General features: G+C 76.0%; 18 protein-coding genes. 9 read left to right on the forward strand and 9 right to left on the reverse strand.

Annotated elements, in window-relative coordinates; translation table 11 throughout:
• Positions 1-379: RNA-guided endonuclease InsQ/TnpB family protein (locus ACIRS1_RS06180; protein WP_402837241.1), on the forward strand; the 379-nt coding region annotated here is incomplete at its 5' end.
• On the opposite strand, the gene ACIRS1_RS06185 is transcribed toward ACIRS1_RS06180, so the two are convergent.
• Positions 376-624, reverse strand: coding sequence for an ALF repeat-containing protein (locus tag ACIRS1_RS06185; protein WP_402837243.1), 249 nt, complete (start codon positions 622-624; stop codon positions 376-378). The genes ACIRS1_RS06180 and ACIRS1_RS06185 overlap by 4 nt on opposite strands.
• A 371-nt stretch (positions 625-995) precedes the next feature.
• Positions 996-1910: an alpha/beta fold hydrolase gene (locus ACIRS1_RS06190; RefSeq protein WP_402837245.1), complete on the reverse strand. Its 915-nt coding sequence runs from the start codon at positions 1908-1910 to the stop codon at positions 996-998.
• Positions 1911-1987: 77 nt separating this feature from the next.
• Here ACIRS1_RS06190 and ACIRS1_RS06195 point away from each other — a divergent pair, with 77 nt between their 5' ends.
• Entirely contained in the window at positions 1988-3001 is a 1014-nt protein-coding gene (locus tag ACIRS1_RS06195; protein ID WP_402837247.1) for a DUF5937 family protein, read from the forward strand.
• 33 nt (positions 3002-3034) lie between these two features.
• On the opposite strand, the gene ACIRS1_RS06200 is transcribed toward ACIRS1_RS06195, so the two are convergent.
• The gene (locus ACIRS1_RS06200; protein ID WP_402837743.1) at positions 3035-3952 is read right to left on the reverse strand and encodes an NAD(P)-dependent oxidoreductase; all 918 of its coding nucleotides are present in this window, start codon (positions 3950-3952) and stop codon (positions 3035-3037) included.
• A 130-nt stretch (positions 3953-4082) separates the two neighbouring features.
• Between ACIRS1_RS06200 and ACIRS1_RS06205 the strand changes: the two genes are divergently transcribed.
• The gene (locus ACIRS1_RS06205) at positions 4083-4445 is read left to right on the forward strand and encodes a winged helix-turn-helix transcriptional regulator (protein ID WP_402837249.1); all 363 of its coding nucleotides are present in this window, start codon (positions 4083-4085) and stop codon (positions 4443-4445) included.
• Between the two features lie 108 nt (positions 4446-4553).
• Here ACIRS1_RS06205 and ACIRS1_RS06210 read toward each other — a convergent pair whose 3' ends face one another.
• Positions 4554-5813, reverse strand: a complete 1260-nt coding sequence (locus tag ACIRS1_RS06210; RefSeq protein WP_402837251.1) for an FAD-dependent oxidoreductase — start codon at positions 5811-5813, stop codon at positions 4554-4556.
• A 145-nt stretch (positions 5814-5958) separates the two neighbouring features.
• Between ACIRS1_RS06210 and ACIRS1_RS06215 the strand changes: the two genes are divergently transcribed.
• Both ACIRS1_RS06215 and ACIRS1_RS06220 read left to right on the forward strand, forming a co-directional pair.
• Positions 5959-6534, forward strand: a complete 576-nt coding sequence (locus ACIRS1_RS06215; protein ID WP_402837744.1) for a TetR/AcrR family transcriptional regulator — start codon at positions 5959-5961, stop codon at positions 6532-6534.
• Positions 6535-6612: 78 nt separating this feature from the next.
• Complete coding sequence (locus tag ACIRS1_RS06220) at positions 6613-7560, forward strand: NAD-dependent epimerase/dehydratase family protein (RefSeq protein WP_402837253.1); 948 nt, start codon at positions 6613-6615, stop codon at positions 7558-7560.
• Between the two features lie 88 nt (positions 7561-7648).
• Here ACIRS1_RS06220 and ACIRS1_RS06225 read toward each other — a convergent pair whose 3' ends face one another.
• The 3 genes from ACIRS1_RS06225 to ACIRS1_RS06235 all read right to left on the reverse strand — a co-directional run bounded on the left by ACIRS1_RS06225 (position 7649) and on the right by ACIRS1_RS06235 (position 10241).
• Positions 7649-7972, reverse strand: coding sequence for a DUF1330 domain-containing protein (locus tag ACIRS1_RS06225; RefSeq protein WP_402837255.1), 324 nt, complete (start codon positions 7970-7972; stop codon positions 7649-7651).
• 198 nt (positions 7973-8170) lie between these two features.
• A complete protein-coding gene (locus ACIRS1_RS06230; RefSeq protein WP_402837257.1) occupies positions 8171-9433 on the reverse strand; it encodes a S8 family serine peptidase in 1263 nt (420 codons plus the stop codon).
• 31 nt (positions 9434-9464) lie between these two features.
• On the reverse strand, positions 9465-10241 hold the full coding sequence (locus tag ACIRS1_RS06235; RefSeq protein WP_402837259.1) for a G1 family glutamic endopeptidase: 777 nt from the start codon (positions 10239-10241) through the stop codon (positions 9465-9467).
• 553 nt (positions 10242-10794) lie between these two features.
• Between ACIRS1_RS06235 and ACIRS1_RS06240 the strand changes: the two genes are divergently transcribed.
• From ACIRS1_RS06240 to ACIRS1_RS06250, 3 genes are read left to right on the forward strand one after another with little or no spacing between them, the layout of a single operon-like run.
• Complete coding sequence (locus tag ACIRS1_RS06240; RefSeq protein ID WP_402837261.1) at positions 10795-11712, forward strand: alkaline phosphatase family protein; 918 nt, start codon at positions 10795-10797, stop codon at positions 11710-11712.
• A gap of 2 nt (positions 11713-11714) precedes the next feature.
• Positions 11715-13124 (forward strand): MFS transporter, encoded by a 1410-nt coding sequence (locus ACIRS1_RS06245; RefSeq protein WP_402837263.1) that lies wholly within the window; start codon positions 11715-11717, stop codon positions 13122-13124.
• Complete coding sequence (locus ACIRS1_RS06250; protein ID WP_402837265.1) at positions 13121-14140, forward strand: TolB-like translocation protein; 1020 nt, start codon at positions 13121-13123, stop codon at positions 14138-14140. Before ACIRS1_RS06245 ends, ACIRS1_RS06250 begins: the two co-directional genes overlap by 4 nt.
• Before the next feature lie 7 nt (positions 14141-14147).
• Here ACIRS1_RS06250 and ACIRS1_RS06255 read toward each other — a convergent pair whose 3' ends face one another.
• A complete protein-coding gene (locus tag ACIRS1_RS06255; protein WP_402837267.1) occupies positions 14148-15125 on the reverse strand; it encodes a hypothetical protein in 978 nt (325 codons plus the stop codon).
• Between the two features lie 519 nt (positions 15126-15644).
• Between ACIRS1_RS06255 and ACIRS1_RS06260 the strand changes: the two genes are divergently transcribed.
• Positions 15645-16301 (forward strand): hypothetical protein, encoded by a 657-nt coding sequence (locus ACIRS1_RS06260; RefSeq protein ID WP_402837269.1) that lies wholly within the window; start codon positions 15645-15647, stop codon positions 16299-16301.
• Positions 16302-16341: 40 nt separating this feature from the next.
• Here ACIRS1_RS06260 and ACIRS1_RS06265 read toward each other — a convergent pair whose 3' ends face one another.
• Positions 16342-17061 (reverse strand): hypothetical protein, encoded by a 720-nt coding sequence (locus ACIRS1_RS06265; protein WP_402837271.1) that lies wholly within the window; start codon positions 17059-17061, stop codon positions 16342-16344.
• Positions 17062-17280: the final 219 nt, after the last annotated feature.

Raw genomic sequence — 17280 nt, forward strand, 5'->3', positions numbered from 1 at the left:
GGGGGTGTTCCTGACGATCCTGCACGCCAAGACGGGCCTCAACCGTTCGATCTCGGACGCCGGATGGGGGGTGTTCCTGACGATCCTGCACGCCAAGACGGGCCTCAACCGTTCGATCTCGGACGCCGGATGGGGGGTGTTCCTGACGATCCTGCACGCCAAGGCTGAGAGCGCCGGACGGGAAGTGATCGCCGTGGACCCCCGCAACACCTCCCGAACCTGCCCGCGCCTCGCGTGCGGTCACGTCGCGAAGGAGAACCGGATCACCCAAGAGAAGTTCCACTGCCTCGCCTGTGGCCACCAGGACCACGCCGACACGGTCGGAGCCATCAACGTCCTACGGGCCGGGCTGGTCCGTCGCCAAGCCAACCCGGTCTAGCGAGAAGCCGTCTCTCCAAGGGACGGAGGAGTCACGATCTGCGCGAGCTTGACCCAATAGTCGTCACCCCTCTGACGCGCCAGCCCGACCGTCAGGAACTGCCGCAGGTGGGTGGCGGTGCCAGCCAAGGCCTGCGCGGCCCCGCGCACACAAGGGCCGATCTCCGGGTCGGCAAGGATGCGCTGCGCCTCGGCCCGGTCCTCGTCCTCGTCCTCCTCCTCGGCACAAGCGGTGAACTGGCACATCTTGAGGAAACCCAGGATGTCCTAGCAGCTGCCGTCCAGCGCCTCGTCCGCGGCCTGCACAGCGCCGGGCTGGCACCCTCGGCGCCGTCGGAGATCCGAGTCAGGCACAGCCGGTTGTCGCCCAGGCGGCCACCCCGCGCACTGGTGGCTGCCCCGCTTCCTGACGGAGGCCGAGCTCCCCGGCGCCTGGCGCGAAGCGCGGGCCCGGTTCGACGCGACGGATCCGCCCGTCCACGCGGCGTACGGGTTCACCACCGACGACGGTCTCGTCCTCCTCTACATCGCCACGGACTGCTGAGCACGCCACCGCCGCCGGTGCGGGGAACGCCACCGACCGCCGGCACCCCCGCCGGCACCCGCGCCGCCGGCCGTCAGCGGCCGTCCGCCCGGCCCGCGGCCGAGGCCAGGAAGCCGGCCACGGCCGCCGTGAACGCCTGCGGGTCGTCCAGCCACGGGTAGTGGCCCGCGCCCGGCTGGACGGTGAGGGCGGCGTCGGGGAAGAGCGCGGCCGCCCCGGCGGCGGAGACGGCGGTGGGCCACAGGTCCAGCTCGCCGGCGAGCAGCAGCACCGGGCAGGGCAGGGCGGCCAGGCGTCGGCGCAGGTCCGCGGTGTCGGGGGTGTAGTCGGCGTAGTAGTGCTCGCTGACGGTCAGTGAGCGCTGGCGGGGGTCGTCGGCGGCGTGGGCGCGGGCGGTGCCGTCCCAGCGGCCGTACATGAGGGGTTCGAAGGCGGGGCGGTGCGGGGCGGCCTCGGCGAAGCTGCGGGCGGCCTTGACCCGGCGGTAGGCGGCGACGGCCCCGGCGTGCCAGGGCTCGCCGGCGCGGGCGGCGATCACCTCCTCGGCGCCGGTGTCGGAGGGCAGGCCGACGGCGGCGAACGAGGGCGTGACCAGGGTCAGGCTGCTCAGCCGGTCGGGGTGCGCGGCGGCGTGCAGCAGGGCCAGGCTGCCGCCGGCGGAGTGGCCGAGCAGGTCGACGCGGTCCAGGCCGAGGTGGCGGCGCAGCGCCTCGACGTCGGCGACCAGGCGGTCGACCCGGTAGCCGGCCGGGTCGGCGGAGGCGGCGGAGGCGCCGGTGCCGCGGGTGTCGGGCAGCACCAGGGTGCGGTGGGCGGCGAGGCCGCCGAGGTCACCGAGGTACTCGGCGGCGCGGCCGGGGCCGCCGGGCAGGCAGAGCAGCGGCGGGCCGTCGCCCACGGTGCGGTAGGCGAGCTCGGTCCCGTCGTGGGAGGTGAAGGTCTGCGTGGTCTGCGTGGTCTGCGGGCGCCGGGGGCGGGTGGTGGTCATGGCGGACAGCCTGCGGGGTGGTGGCGGGGCGCGGCTATCGTTCAGCCAGGGCTAAACGATCGAGGGGCGGTGCCGGCGTGGCGGTGGAGATCCGGCTGTCGGCGGCGGAGGTGGCCCGGGTGCGGTTCGCGGTGTCGCCGCTGGCCGAGACGGTGCTCGGGGTGCGGGCGGCGCTCGGGGCCGGTGGGCACGACGTGCACCGGCCGTGGGTGCGCGAGGCGCGGCAGGTGCTGGCCGGGGAGCCGGAACTGGGGCTGCTGCGGGCCCTGTTGGAGGGGTGCCTGCCGTCCTTCCTGTTCCCGGTGCCGGGCGAGCGGCTGCCCGTGTTCGAGGCCGAGCTGGCCGCCGTGCGCACGGCGGAGGCGGCGTACGTGGCGGCGGAGTGCACCGCCGCGCTGGGCCCCCGGGCCCGCGGGCTGCCCGCGCCCGCGGCCCTGTCGGAGCGGGTCGCCGACGCGCTGGCGCGCTGTCACGGGCGGCTGGTGGCCCCGCACTGGGGGCGGATGCGGGCGGTGCTGGAGGCGGACCTCGGCCGGCGGGCGGTGGCGCTGGTGGACGGCGGGGTGGAGGGGCTGTTCGCCCAGCTGCACGGTGACGTGGTGTGGCGGGAGGGCGAGTTGCTGGTGCACGGGCGCCGGCGCACCGGCGCGGCGTGGACGGTCGAGGCGGGCGGGCACGGCCTGGTGCTGATGCCGACCGTCTTCGGCTGGCCGGACGTGATCGTCGACCACGCCCCGCGCGCCGCCGCCTCGATCCGCTACCCCGCGGCCGGGGTGGGGCTGCTCTGGGAGCAGCCGCGGGCGTCGTCGGCCGGTCTGGCCGCCGTCCTGGGCCGCACCCGGGCGGCGCTGCTCGCCGCGCTGGGCGAGCCGCTGAGCACGCCCGCACTGGCCGACCGCCTGGGCGTCACCCCGGGAGCCGTCTCACAGCACCTGGGCGCCCTGCGCGGCGCCGGCCTGGTGGCCACCCGCCGCTGCGGCCGCACCGCCCTGCACCTGCGCACCCGCACGGGCACCCTGCTCACCGCCGGCGCGGACGGGGTGGACGGAGTGGACGGCGGCGCGGACGGGGTGGACGGCGGCGTGGATTAGGGCCCCTGCCCCCGAGGAGGGGGGCGTCGGCGGTCAGGCGCGCAGGAGGTCGACCACGCCGGTGAGGTCCTCGGCGCCGTTGCGGTCGTCGGCGGCCAGGCGGCGCTTCATCAGGTCGAAGTAGGGCGTCAGCAGTTCCGTGCTCACGCCCTGTTCCTGCGCGGTGTGCAGGAAGGTGGGCACGCCCGCGACCTGCATCGCCAGGTTGGAGACGACGCCCTTGGTGTAGTCGCCGGCCGTCAGTTGCCGCGCCGTGGCCGTGACCGAGCCGGTCATCGCGGTGAGCCAGGAGGAGAGCAGCGGCGCGAGCTCCAGCGGGTCCACGGACTCGCCCCGCACCAGCGCGAAGGCGTGCGCGACACCGGCGAACATGCCGTACATCGCGCTGAGCAGCGCCACGTCGTGCAGTGCGGCGAAGCCGGCGTCCTCGCCGACGTACCGGGTGCCGGCCGGGGCGGCGAGGGCCGCCCGGTGCTCCTCGAAGAGTGCGCGCGAACCGCTGTAGAAGACGTACGGGCCGGCCGCCGGGACGCCGATCATCGGCGGGACGGCCATGATGCCGCCGTCGAGGTAGCGGGCGCCGCGCGCGGTCACCGCGGCGGCGCGGGCCCGGGCCGTGCCCGGGGTGCCGGTGACCAGGTTGACGACGTCCCTGCCGGTCAGGTCGGCCCCGGCCAGGGCCTCCTCGACCGGGGCGTCGTCCAGGAGGCAGACCACCACCAACCGGTTGGCGGCGACCGCCGCGGCCGCGGTCGCGGCGACGGTGGCGCCCTTCGCGGCGAGCGGTTCGGTGCGGGCGGCGGTCCGGTTCCAGACGGTGAGCGGGTGCCCGGCGGCCAGCCAGGCCTCGGCCAGCGCGGTGCCCATCGCACCGAGGCCGAGCAGTGTGAGGGGGGTGGGGGAGGCGGGGCGGGCGCGGTCGCGGGTCTGGTCCGACGGGGTGTCAGTCATGGTGTGCGTCATGCCGTTCAGGCTCGCCGCGGCTCCCCCGGATGATCAAGTACGCACTTCGGAGTGGGTGGTTACCCTGAGGTGAGCGAGCAGGTCGGGCGATGGACGGGGTGGGCGGGGTGGGCGGGGGATGACGGCGGGGACGACGACCGGGGCGAGGGCCGGGGCGAGGCCCGGCGCGCACGTGTGCGGGATCGATGCCGCGATGGAGGTGATCGGCGGCAAGTGGAAGGTGCTGATCCTCTGGGCGCTCGCCGAACGGCCGTGCCTGCGCTTCGGCGAGCTGCGCCGCAACGTCCCGGGCATCACCGAGAAGGTGCTCGCCGCCCACCTGCGCGAGCTGGAGGCGGACGGCATCGTGCACCGCGAGTCGTACGACGAGGTGCCACCGCGGGTCGAGTACGCGCTCACGCCGGCCGGGCTGCGGCTCAACGAGGCGCTGGCCCCGCTGGGCGCGTGGGGCCGGCGGCACGTGCTGGGCGACGGCGGCTAGCCGCCGCCCGGCGGGCTCTGCCGGGTGCACGCCCGGGCGGGCGCGGCGCCGGGTGCCCGGCGCCGCGCGTCGGTCCGCCGGGATCGGCCGGGGTCCGCCGGGCGGGGCTCAGGCCCCGGTGGGCTCCGTGGCCGTCCGCCGGGCGCGGTCCTGCCGGTAGGCCCGGGCCCGGGCGAGGTAGTCGCGGTGCTCCTGCTCGTGGTCCGGCGGCAGGTGCGGGGTGTCGGTGGTGGCGAAGAAGTCCCGCAGGGCCTGGTTCGAGCTCACGGCCAGGTCCGCGGTGCGGGCGAACATGTCCGCCTCGTAGCGGGCGAGTTCCGCGTCGAGGCCGGCCGCCGCGTCGAGGCCGGCGACCGGGTCGGGGCCGGTCAGTGCGCGGCTGACGGCGTGGGCGAGTTCGGCGCCGTCCAGCATCGCCAGGTTGGCGCCGTGGCCGCCGAACGGCGCCATCAGGTGGGCGGCGTCGCCGATCAGGGTGACGCCGGGGACGTGTTCCCAGGTGAGCGGGGCGGGCAGGGCCTGGAAGGAGCGCGGCACGTAGTCGCCGTCGTTGCGGACGATCAGCGTGCGCAGGTCCTCCGACCAGTGGCCGAACTCCCGCGTCAGGTGGGAGCGGATGCTCTCCCGGTCGGCGAGGTCGACGCCGGCGCCGACGTGCCAGTGCGGTGCGGCGCGGAAGGCGAGGTAGCCGCGGACCACGCCGTCGCCGTTGCGCTGCAGGATCACCGCGCGGCCGTCGCCGTCGTTGGCGAACAGGTGGCCGTCGCCGACGAGTGCGGCGATCCCGGGGTGGCGGGAGTCGACCTCGTCGTAGCGGGCGTCCAGGAAGCAGACGCCCAGGTGCTGCGGCACGGCGTCGCTGACCAGGGGGCGCACCTTCGACCAGGCCCCGTCGGCGCCGATCAGCAGGTCGGCCTGCGCGCTGGTGCCGTCGGCGAAGTCCAGGCGGTGCCGGCCGTGGCCGAGCGGGGTCACCCGCTGCAGGCGGTGGCCCCAGTGGACGGTGCCGGGTCGCAGGTGGTCGGCGAGCAGGCGGCGCAGCCGGCCGCGGTCGATCTCGGGTGCGGCCTCGTCGCCGGGGGCCGGGGTGAACTCGGCGAGGACGGTGCCGTGGTGGTCGCGGCGGGTCTTGGCCTGGCCCTCGGGGCGGGCCTGCGCGGTGAAGGCGTCGAGCAGGCCGGCGTCCTCGAGGGCGATCTGTCCGGAGTCGGCGTGCAGGTCGAGCGTGCCGCCGGCGTCGCGGGAGTCGACGGCGTCGTCGGCGTCGTGGACGGTGACGTCGATGCCGTGGCCCTGCAGGACGCGGGCGCAGGTCAGGCCGGCGGGCCCGCCGCCGACGATGTGGATCCGGGGTGTGCTGTTCGTCATCAGGGCCTTCCCTCGGGTGGCGCGGAGCGCAAACGGGTCGCGAACGGGTGCGGCGGCACCCTTGTGGGTGCAACCGCTAAAAAAGCGTAACAGCTAAACTTTCTTACCCGATCCATGAACGCGGTAGGGTGAGCGGGTGACCGAGATGGGGCGCCGAGAGCGCAAGAAGGCAGCCACCCGCCAGGCCCTCGCCGACGCGGCGCTGCGGCTGTTCACCGAGCGGGGCTACGAGGAGGTCGGGGTGCGCGAGATCGCCGACGCCGCCGACGTCTCGGTGACGACGCTCTTCAAGCACTTCCCCGACGGCAAGGAGGCGTTGGTCTTCGACCAGGACGAGGACCGCGAGGCGGCCCTGGTCGCGGCGGTCCGCGAGCGCCCCGCCGGGCAGTCCGTGCCGCGGGCCCTGCACCGGCTGCTGCTGGGCGCGCACTCCCGCCGGGTCCACACCGACCCGCGGTTCGACGACTTCCTGCGCCTGATCGACACCACCCCGGCGCTGCGCGAGTACGCCCGCCGGATGTGGCTGCGGCACGAGCAGGCCCTGGCCGCCGCGATCGCCGAGGACGCCGGGCTGGCCGCCGACGACCCGGGCTGCCGGGCCCTGGCCCACTTCGCCCTGGAGGCGCCCGCCCTCGTCCGCGGGTCCCACGACCCCGACACCGCCCTCGACCGGGTCTTCGACCTGCTCGACCACGGCTGGACGGGCACCGGCGCCGGCTGACCCGGTCCGCCCTGCGTCGACCCCACCCGTCCGGGGCACCTGACGGGGCGCCACGGGCCAGACCCTAGGGTGGGGCGGGTGAGCGTTCATGTGGTTGTCGGATACGGGCCCGCCGGGGCCGCCACCGCCCGTCTGCTGGCCGAGCAGGGGAACACCGTGCGGGTGGTGACCCGCAGCGGGGGCCGGGGCGCGCCGGCGGTGCCCGGGGTGGAGCACGTCGCGCTGGACGCCGCCGAGCCCGCGGCGCTGGCCAGGGCCGCGGGCGGGGCGGTGGCGATCCACGGGTGCGCGGCGCCGCCGCTGGCGCAGTGGGCCCAGCGGTGGCCGGCGCTGGTGGACTCGCTGTGCGCGGCCGCCGAGTCCTCCGGGGCGGTGCTCGTCCTGCTCGGCAACCTGTACGGCTACGGGCCGGTGTCGGGCCCGATGACCGAGGACCTGCCCCTGGCGGCGACCGGCCCCAAGGGGCGGGCGCGGGCGGCGGGATGGGAACGGGCGCGGGCACTGCACGAGGCCGGGCGGATCCGGGCGGTGGAGGTGCGGGCCTCGGACTTCTTCGGCCCCGGCGTCACCGACGGCGGCCACCTGGCCTCCCGGGTGGTGCCCGGCCTGCTCAAGGGCCGCTCGATCGGCGTCCTCGGCGACCCGGACGCCCCGCACAGCTGGACCTACCTGCCGGACGTGGCGCGGGCGATGGCCGAGATCGCCGGCGAGGAACGGGCCTGGGGGCGGGCCTGGCACGTGCCGACGGCCCCCGCCCTGCCGGTGCGCACGATGGTGGAGCGCCTCGCCGCGCAGGCCGGCACCGGCCCGGTCGCGGTGCGCCGCTTCTCCCCCGCGCTGCTGGGCGTGGCGGGCCTGTTCTCCCCGCTGCTGCGTGAACTGCGCGAGGTCCGCTACCAGTTCGACCGCCCGTTCGTCCTGGACACCTCCGCCTACGAGGCCGCCTTCACCGTGCGCGCCACTCCGCTGGAGGAACAGGTCGCGGCCACGGTGCACTGGTGGCGCGAGCGGACCGCGGGGCGCTGAGCAGCGGCGGGGGCGGCGGGCGCGGGCACGCCCGGCGGCACGGCGGCGGGCGCGGGCCGGGGTGCGCCCGGCGGCGGGGGCCGGCGGCTCAGTGCTTGAGCGCGTCGGCACCGCGGTAGCCGTCGGGCACGCCGTGGGCGAGGACGACGTCGGCGACCATGTGCCGGGTGCGCAGCGGCAGGATCTCCCGGTAGGCGGGCGAGTCGTACCAGGCGCGCAGGCGGTCGTGGTCGGGGAACTCGATGAGGATGAGGTCGCGCCCCCAGCTGCCCTCGACGGCCTCGAAGCGGTCGCCGTGGATGAGGAAGCGGCCGCCGAAGGGGTCCAGGGTGGCGTCGATGCGCTGCAGGTACTCGACGATGTCGGGGCCGAACTCGACCGAGTGGACCTGGGCGATCGCGTAGGCGGTCATCGTTGTTCTCCCTGGTGGGGTGCGGTGGTTGACGTCCCCGACGGTAGTGGGCACCGCGGCGGGGGCGAATCCGTCGCGTATCGGCAGGGGGGTGCGTGGCCGCGGTTCCGGTCCGCGCACCCGCGGCCCGGGCGCGTGGCGGCGCCCCCGGTCCGCGGGTGTGCGGACCGGGGGCGCCGCGGGCGCCGTCGGGCGGGTTCAGCCGCGGAAGGCGTCGGTGCCGGCGGGGGTGCCGAGGCCGGTGGGCCCGTCGTAGCCCTTGCCGGCGGTGCAGAAGTAGGCGGGGCTGCAGGTGCCGTTGTTGCCGGTGGTGACGTCGTTGAGGGCGCCGGGGTGGGCGTAGGGGAAGGAGGCGGGGTTGGAGCCGGTGCTGGGGGTGCCGGCGTCGGCGTAGACGCCGGCGATGATCGGGGTGGCGGCGCTGGTGCCGCCGTAGGTGTTCCAGCCGCTCTTCTGGTAGCTGTCGTAGACGGCCGCGCCGTGGCCGGGGTCGGCGGAGGCGGAGACGTCGGTGGCCATCCGCCGGGTGCAGCCGGTGTCCTTCTGCCAGGCCGGTTTGGGCTCGTAGCCGGAGCAGCCGGAGCCGGTGCCCTCGCCGGCCTTGGTGTTCCAGACGCTCTCGTTCCAGCCGCGGGCGTTGTCCGCCCTCACCAGGGAGGTGCCGCCGACGGAGGTGGCGTAGGGGGAGCTGGAGGGGTAGCCGACGCCCCAGGAGTAGTCCCAGTCGCCGCTGCCGGCGACCATGGCGACGCCGGGGTGGTCGTAGTAGTTCTTGTCGTACGTGGAGTCGTCGGCGGACTCCTTGAAGATGTAGCTGTTGGAGACGAACCTCGCGCCGAGCCTGACGGCCTGGTTGACGGCCGCACCGATGTCGGAGATCTTCGCGCTGGCGGCCTCGACGAAGACGATCTTCGCGTCGGGGGCGACGGCGGACACCAGGTCGAGGTCCAGGGAGTCCTCGGCGCCCTGGTTGGCACTGGCCGGGGAGGGCAGCGGGCTCGCCTGGCCGTTCTGGGCGACCTTGCGGAAGCAGCCGTTGTCGGTGGTGCAGGCGGGCAGGCCGTACTGCTTGCGGTAGACGGCGAGGTCGCTCTCGGCCTTGGGGTCGTCGTAGGCGTCGATGACGGCGATGGTCTGGCCGGTGCCGCCGTCGGCGGGCAGGCGGTAGGCGGACCGGAGGTCGGCGGGGCCGTAGCCGGCGGGGGCGGCGGCCTGGGTGCCGAGGCGGGGGGCGGCTCCGGCGGGGGTGTCGACCTCCAGGACGTCGCAGCCGGCCGTGGTCTCGGTGGGGGCCGCGCACAGCTGGTGCCAGGGCCGCTGGCGGGCGGTGGCCGCGGCCCCGGCGTGGGCGGCCGGGGCGAGGGTGGCGGCGGCCAGGGTGGCGGCGGCCAGGGTGGCGGCGGCCAGCGTGAGGGCGACGGCGGACGGAACGGGTCGGGCGAGGATCTGACGTATCGTCATGAACGGCTCCTTGCAGGGGTGTCGGCGGTCGTCAGGAGTGCTTCCAGGTGTCGGTGAAGGAGTCGCCGCCGCTGGCGAGCGGGCCGGCGGTGGCCTCCGTGACGCCGTTGCGGGCCATCGTCACGGTGGTGGCGGAGGCGGCGGCGAGGGTGCGTCCGTCGATGGCGGCGCGGGTGAAGGTGACGCTGCCGAAGTCGGCGAGCGGGGTGCGGGAGCCGTTGCGGTTGGGGGCCTCGGCGATCACCTCGGCGCTGCCGTTGGTGGCTCCGCCGTAGCGGGCGAAGGACTTGGTCTCCGTCCAGCCGAGGGTCTCGTCGGTGAGTTTGGCGGTGTAGGTGTCGTGGCCGTGGTCGTAGACGACGGAGGCGGTCATGGTGTCGCCGGGGCGCACGGCGTCACGGTAGGGGGACTCCGGGTCCGGGTAGTTCTCCCACCAGGCGAAGTAGCGGGGCGTGCCGTTGACGGTGGCGCACTCGGCCTGGGTGCCGGTCTGCTCGACGGTCCTGGTGCCCTGCCCGTCGAGGCCGACCCAGATCGAGACCGCGCCGGCCACGGAGCAGGTGATCCTCGGCTGGATCCAGGTGGCGGCCACGGAGTGGTACGTCGAACCGGTGGCCGCGTAGCCGGACCAGTTCCCGGAGGTGATGCCGGCGGCAGCGCGCGGGGCCGCCGTGGAGACCCCGGAGGAGGAGGCGAGGGCGGGGGTGGTGGCGGCCGGCAGCGCGCACAGCAGCAGGGCGGCACCACCGCCGGCGAAGGAGCGCAGGCGGGGGCGGGTGACGGAGGGCGTGAACGGGTGTGGAGGCACGGGTGCTCCTGACGGGGGGGGAGTGGGATGGTCCCGCCGGCCCGGCGCCCGGCCGGGCCGGACCGGCGGGGGTCCGGGGAAGGCAGCCGCCCGACGGGCCCCGAGGGGCGGGGGCGGTGCGGGACGAGAGTGTTCTCCGGTGCCGGTGAGGTGGTCAACGGCCCTCCCGCTCAGGCTTCTTGACAGTTGACGCCGGAGCCGGTCCGGACCCTCGAAGCTGCGGCGACGCACCGCCCCCGGCCAGGCCGGCGGGCAATTCTGTGGATTCGCCAGTCGACGCCCGCCGCGGCACGCCACCCGGCCGGACCCAGCTGAGGAATCCACAGTTTTGGCCGCCGGCCGCCGCCCGCGAACCGGTCCCCGCCCCGGGGTCACGGGCCCGGGACGTCCACACAGTTGGGCCGCCGTTGACAGCTCTCCACCCCCGCCCCCCGGCGATCTTGACGCACCGTCGGGGCCGCGGGACCGTCGACCACCATCAGCGGCTCACCACCCCCGCCCCGTCCGGCCGCCCACCCCCACCCCGCTCTCGACCCCACTCCTGGAGACAGGCATGCCCTTCGCCACCGCCCGTTCCCGCACCGCCCGTTCCCGCACCGCCGGTTCACCCGGCGCCCGCTCCCGCACCGCGCTGGTCCTGGCCGCCGCCCTGGCCGGCGCGACCGGCGCCACCGCCCTGACCGCGGGCACCGCCGCCTCGGCCACCGCCCTCCCCTCCCCCGACCACGTCGTGGTGGTGATGCTGGAGAACCACGCCTACGGGCAGATCATCGGCAGCTCCAGCGCGCCCTTCCTGAACTCCCTGGCCACCGGCGGCGCCCTGCTCAAGGCCTCCTACGGCATCACCCACCCCAGCCAGCCGAACTACTTCGCGGTGTTCTCCGGCAGCACCCAGGGCATCACCGACGACTCCTGCTACTCCCCCGGCTTCAGCAAGGCCGCGAACCTGGCCGGCGAGCTGAGCGCGGCCGGCAAGAGCTGGGGCAGCTACAGCGAGTCGCTGCCCAGCCAGGGCTCCACCACCTGCAGCAGCGGCGACTACGCCCGCAAGCACGCCCCCTGGGTGGGCTTCGGCAACGTCCCCACCTCCACCGCCCACACCTTCGCGCAGTTCCCCACCGACTACGGCAAGCTGCCCACGGTCTCCTTCGTCATCCCGAACCTCTGCAGCGACATGCACAACTGCTCGGTGGGCACCGGCGACACCTGGTTGAAGGACAAGCTCGGCGGCTACGCCTCCTGGGCGAAGACCCACAACAGCCTGCTGGTCGTCACCTACGACGAGGACGACCGCAACAGCGGCAACCACATCCCCACCCTGATCTACGGACAGCCCGCCAAGGCGGGCGCCACCAGCAGCACCTCCTACAACCACTACGACCTGCTGCACACCCTGGAGGACCTGGCCGGCACCGGCGCGCACGCCGGCAAGTCCTCCTCCGCCCACGACATCACCGGCATCTGGAACTGACCGTGTACCTCGCGGACAGCCGCCACGCCCCGGCGTCCGACGACGCCGCCCCGGCCCCGCGGCCGGGGCGGCCCGCCCGGATCGCCGCCACCGTGCTGGCCCTCGGCACGGTCAGTCTCGTCACGGACGTCTCCTCCGAGATGGTCACCGCCGTCCTGCCGCTCTACCTGGTCACCGCCCTGCACGTGTCCCCGCTCGGGTTCGGCGTGCTGGACGGCGTCTACAACGGCGCGACCGTCGTCGTCCGCCTGCTCGGCGGGCTGCTCGCCGACCGCCCTCCGCACGGAGCAGGAACGGACGGAGGTGGGCCGCACGGAGCAGCGGAAGGCGAGGGACCGGACGGAGCGGGCGCCCGGGGATGGGGGCGGCACAAGGCCGTCGCGGCCGCCGGGTACGGGTTGTCGGCACTGTGCAAACCGGCGCTGCTGCTGGCCCGCACCACCCCCGTGCTCGGCCTGGTCCTGGCCGTCGACCGGGTCGGCAAGGGGCTGCGCACCGCGCCGCGCGACGCACTGATCTCGCTGGCCACCCCGCCCGAGCGACGCGCCCGCGCCTTCGGCGTGCACCGGGCGATGGACACCGCCGGCGCCCTGGCCGGGCCGCTGCTCGCCTTCCTCGTCCTGCGGGCCGCACCCGGGGGCTACCACGCCGTGTTCACCGTCAGCGCCTGCGTGGCGGCCCTGGGCGTGCTCGTCCTCGTCCTGTTCGTGCCCCGCCACCCGGCCGGCACGGCGCCCCTCACCGCCGCACTGCCCGCCGGCCGGCCCGTCGCCCGGCTGCTGCGCCTGCCCGGCCTGCGCCGGGTCACCCTGTGCGCCGCCCTGCTCGGACTCGCCACCCTCAGCGACTCCTTCGTCTACCTGCTGGCGCAGCGCCGTCTGGACCTGCCGACCGGCTGGTTCCCGCTGCTGCCGCTCGGCACGGCCGCGGTCTACCTGCTGCTGGCGGTGCCGCTGGGCGCGGCCGGCGACAGGTTCGGCCGGCGGCGGGTCTTCGTGCTCGGGCACCTGGCACTGCTCGGCGGGTACGCCGTCCTGCTGCTGCGCCCGGCCGGCGGGGCGGCACCCGCCTGCGCGGTGCTCGCCCTGCACGGCCTGTTCTACGCGGCCACCGACGGGATGCTCGCGGCCGCGACGGCCTCGGCGGTGCCCGCGGCGCAGCGGGGGGCCGGTCTGGCGCTGGTCGGCACGGGCCAGGCGGCGGGGCGGTTCGGCTGCTCGCTGGCGGTGGGTGTGCTGTGGGCGCGGTGGGGCGACGGTGCGGCGCTGGCGGTGGTGGCGGGTGCGCTGGTCGGGGCGGTGGTGCTCGCGGTGCGGGTGCTGGGTCCGGGCGGTGGCGCGGAGCCGGCGGGCGACGGTGCGGCGGCCGGCGGGTGTGACGGTGCTCCGGCCGACGGGCGGGGGCGGGTGTGAGCGCCGGGCGCAGGCTGCTGGTCCTGCTGGTCGCGGTGGCGCTGCTGGCGGGGGCCGGCACCCTGGCCGTGCTGCACGCCGCGGAGCGGGCCCGGGGCGGGCGGACGTCCGGGGTGCCGGTGGTGTCCGGGCCGGTGTCGCTCGGGGCCGGGGCGGGCGGTCCGCGTCTGGTGTTCCGCACCATGGCCTGGGGTGCGCAGCGCGACCGGCTGGCCGCCGTCCCGCTGGCGCACCCGGACGCCGTGCGCACCGTGGCCGACGGGCCGTCCTGTCTGCGCTTCCACGCGGCGGCCGGCACCGGGATCTGCCTGCAGGCGGTGCCGGGGCTGGTCCAGGACGGGTACCGCGCCGTCGTGCTGGACGCGGCGCTGCACGAGGTGCGGCACTACGACCTGGCCGGGATCCCGACCCGGGCCCGGGTCTCGCCCTCGGGCCGTCTGGTGGCCTGGACGGTGTTCCTCAGCGGTGACTCCTACGCGGGCACCTCCTTCTCCACCCGCACCTCAGTGCTGGACACCCGGACATGGACGCTGCAGGAGAACCTGGAGGACGACGCGCTCACCGTCGACGGCGCGCCGTACCGTGCCCCCGACGTCAACGTGTGGGGCGTGACCTTCGCCGACGACGACCGGTTCTACGCCACCGTGGCCACCGGGGGCCGCACCTACCTCGCCGCGGGCGGGGTGGCCGGGCGCACCCTGACCACGCTGCACGGCAATGTGGAGTGCCCGTCGCTGTCCCCCGACGGGACCCGGGTCGCGTACAAGAAGCGGGTGCCGGGGCTGCCGGAGGACGCGCCCTGGCGGCTGTACGTGCTGGACCTGCGGACCATGGCGGAGAGCGCGACCGCCGAGCGGCGCGACGTCGACGACCAGGCGCTGTGGCTGGACGACGGCACGCTGGCGTACGCGCTGCCCGGGGACGACGGCACCGACCTGTGGAGCGTGCCGGCCGACGGCTCCGGTGCGCCCGCGCTGCTGGTGCGGGCCGCGCTGGCGGCCGCCGTGGTGCACTGACGGTCCGTCAGATCGTCTTCTCGGGTTCATCGTTCCACTCCCAGGTCAGTCCGTAGATCCCGGGGCTGACGTCCGGGAAGGCGGCGCAGGCGTGGCCGGCCGGCGAGACCGGGACCTCCTCGACGGCCTGCGGCGGCGCGTCGTGGTGCGGGCGCCAGGCCGCGGTGCAGCCGGCCGGGAGCGCGGCGGGGTCGAAGCAGGCCCGGAGCACCAGGCCGCGGCCGGGGAAGCGCACCATCCGCTGGTAGTGGGTGGCGACCTCGGTCGACGGGTAGGCGTAGCTGTACTCGACGACCGTCGTCTGCCCTGGCTGCAACGGCAGGTCGAACAGCAACTCTGCTGCTGCGACGCCGAGTTCGCGGTCGATGCGGCGCCGGCCGAGCCGGCAGGCGACCAGTCCGGACAGGCCGAGGTCGGCGCCGGCGGACATCTCGGGCTTGGCCTGGGTCAGCAGGATCAGCCGGTCCGCTCCGGTGGCCAGGGCGCGCACGACCTGCAGCACGTCGACGCGCCGCTCCTCGCGCCGGGCGCCGATGTGCACGTCGACCCGGGTGTGCAGGCTCTCCACCCGGGCGTTGGTGCGCGGGTCGAGTCCGGCCAGGACGCCTTCGACGGCCTGGTCGCCGAAGGTCCTGGCGTAGTCGAGCGAGCCGGGGATGTGGTCGACCCAGCGCCCGCGCGGGCGGCGCGGGCCGAGCAGCACGACGAGTTCGTCGCGGTGCAGCCCCAGCACGTCCTCCAGGACGCGCACCGCCGCCAGCGAGTCGGGCCGCTCGGGTCTGCTGCGGCCGCGCTGCCAGTAGCTGAGGCTGGAGACGCTGACCTGCAGGCCGCGGCGGGTGAGCCGGCGCTGGATGCCCTCCAGGCTCAGCCCGCTGTCACGGATGGCCGTGCGCAGGGCGAGGTCGAACGGGCCCGAGCGCAGTGCCTGGGCGAGGTCGGCGCTGCGGGCGGCGGAGGCCTGGTGGGGTGGTGAACTCGTCACGGTGCACTCGCTCTCACAGGGACCGCACCGGGGCGGCGGTCGTCCCGGCGGCGTGGAATCTACCCGCGGCGCGGGCGGTCGCCCAGCCCCCGCGCAGGTCGGCCGGGCCGTCAGGCCGCGCCACCCCCTCCCACTCCCGCCGCGCACGGCGCAGCGCACCCGGGCCGGGGTTTCGCGCGGAAAACATCAACAACCTTATGCATGAAGCAATATGACGATACATCGGACTTGTGCTTGGGGCGGGTGGCTGTCGGAAGCCGACCTCGGCGCCGCCGGTCTGCGCGGCGAAGACCCCGCCACCGTCGGCGGGGCGACCCCGGCCCCCGTCACGCAGGCGAGCCGGCCGCCGGTGACGAGGACCTCCACCGGTGTCCCGGCGGCCGGTGTGGGCCGGCCGTTCGGCAGAGCGACGGCAGAGGCGTGTAAGAAGATCGGCGCCCCCTGAGCGGGGCTCGACGGGCGGCTCTCTGCTAGCATCCGCGCAGCTCAGACGGATGATCAGCAAGGGCGGGACGGAACATGCAGGGCACGACGGAATCCCCCGGTCGCAGACGGACCTTCGCCGTCCTCGCGGGGGCGTGTGCGGTGGGCGCGGCCGGCGTCGGCGCGCTGCTGCTGGCCGGTACGGGCGGGGGCGCGGCGGCCGGTCCGGCGGGCGGCCCGAGCCCGGCGGCCTCGGCGAGCGCCACCTCGGGCACATCGCCCAGCACCTCGATATCCGCGTCCGGCGAGGCGACCGCGTCCGGTGCGCCTGCGTCGCCGGCCGATCAGGCCTCCTCCCCCACCGCCACCGCGGAAGCCGGCACGGACGCCACCGCCGACGCCACGGCCGATGCCGGGGCGCAGCCCGCCGCGCAGCTGTCCGCCGCCCGGCCCAAGGCGCCCGCCGCCAAGCCGTCCCAGGCCACCGGCCCGTCGCCGGCCCCGGCCAGGCCCAAGGCCCCGGCCGCCACGCAGCCCGCCGCCGAAGCACCGGCCCCGCCCGCGCCGCCGGCCGCGAAGCCGTCCCCCGACTGGACCGTGCCGCCGCGCCCGCCGATGCCCACCCTTCCGGTGCTGCCCGTCCCCGCGACCGCCGCGCACTGCCCGCCGCTGCAGATCATGACCTGGGACGGGCAGTGCCACGCGCTCGGCGGCCCGGTGATCACGATCCCGCCGGTGCAGCCGACCGGCTGAGCCGGGCCACCGAGCCCGGCCCCGAACGCGTCGGCCCGGCTCAGAACGTGAGGTCGGCCGGCCGGTCCAGGCACTCCTCGGACAGCTCACCGTCGAGGTAGTGCCGCGCGTGCTCGCGCATCCGCCCGCCGTACACCGGGTCGGCGGCCAGCGCGGAGTAGCCCTCGCCGTCGGCCCCGCGCACCAACAGGCCCGCGGTGTCGGCGAGGTAGACGTCCAGGCCCGGGTACATCAGCTCGATGCAGGGCAGGTCGTCCACGTCGAGCACGAACACCGGGTACTCGCCGTGCGCGTCGGGCGTGCCGGTGGCCAGCACCCGGCGCGAGTCGGAGCCGCCGGGCAGCAGGAAGCACTCGTCGAAGCGCTCCGAGAGCGCCGCGAAGAACGCCCCCCAGCCCTCGCCGAACTCCTCGACGGCCAACTCGCCGAGCGGACGCGGCGCGAAGACCGGGGCACCGTCCCCGTCCTCGTCCTGCTCCTCGAACCACCCGAAGCGCCGCAGCAGCCCGGTGTCGAACGCCAGCCACCGGCGCAGGCTCGGCGGCAGCGGCCGCCCGCTCGGGAACACCGCCGTCTCCAGCACCCCGGCGGCCAACGGCTGCGCCTCCCCCTCCACCCAGGCACCGGCGAACCGGTCGTAGTCCAGGACGGCGCGCTGCGGATCGGCCCGGACGGCGGCGACGACGCGTTCGGTCAGCGCGGCACCGTGCTCGGCGGCATCGGCCGACGGCGGATTCGAGGGCGGGGTCGGCGGGTTCATCGGACTCTCCGGAGCTGCGGTGGCGGGCACGTTCGACCCCAACGTAGGCCCCACCCCCGACATGTGCCCCGCCCACCCGGCCCGCACGCGACGCAGCGGCCGGCGGGTGATCACCACCTCTGTTCGCGAATGGTGACGGCGAGCGCCCCCCCGGCCGGCCGGCCGGGGGGGGGGGGGGGGGCACGCCACACCCGCCGCCCGGGCCCCCCGGGGAGCCCG

The sequence above is a fragment of the Kitasatospora sp. NPDC101176 genome (genome assembly GCF_044768035.1).
GTDB lineage: Bacteria > Actinomycetota > Actinomycetes > Streptomycetales > Streptomycetaceae > Kitasatospora.

Bases quoted from the DNA above. Each gene is read 5' to 3' on its own strand.
- ACIRS1_RS06185 (WP_402837243.1), bottom strand. From the start codon at position 624: ATGTGCCAGTTCACCGCTTGTGCCGAGGAGGAGGACGAGGACGAGGAC.
- ACIRS1_RS06190 (WP_402837245.1), bottom strand. From the start codon at position 1,910: ATGACCACCACCCGCCCCCGGCGCCCGCAGACCACGCAGACCACGCAG.
- ACIRS1_RS06200 (WP_402837743.1), bottom strand. From the start codon at position 3,952: ATGACTGACACCCCGTCGGACCAGACCCGCGACCGCGCCCGCCCCGCC.
- ACIRS1_RS06205 (WP_402837249.1), top strand. From the start codon at position 4,083: ATGACGGCGGGGACGACGACCGGGGCGAGGGCCGGGGCGAGGCCCGGC.
- ACIRS1_RS06210 (WP_402837251.1), bottom strand. From the start codon at position 5,813: ATGACGAACAGCACACCCCGGATCCACATCGTCGGCGGCGGGCCCGCC.
- ACIRS1_RS06215 (WP_402837744.1), top strand. From the start codon at position 5,959: ATGGGGCGCCGAGAGCGCAAGAAGGCAGCCACCCGCCAGGCCCTCGCC.
- ACIRS1_RS06225 (WP_402837255.1), bottom strand. From the start codon at position 7,972: ATGACCGCCTACGCGATCGCCCAGGTCCACTCGGTCGAGTTCGGCCCC.
- ACIRS1_RS06230 (WP_402837257.1), bottom strand. From the start codon at position 9,433: ATGACGATACGTCAGATCCTCGCCCGACCCGTTCCGTCCGCCGTCGCC.
- ACIRS1_RS06240 (WP_402837261.1), top strand. From the start codon at position 10,795: ATGCCCTTCGCCACCGCCCGTTCCCGCACCGCCCGTTCCCGCACCGCC.
- ACIRS1_RS06260 (WP_402837269.1), top strand. From the start codon at position 15,645: ATGCAGGGCACGACGGAATCCCCCGGTCGCAGACGGACCTTCGCCGTC.
- ACIRS1_RS06265 (WP_402837271.1), bottom strand. From the start codon at position 17,061: ATGAACCCGCCGACCCCGCCCTCGAATCCGCCGTCGGCCGATGCCGCC.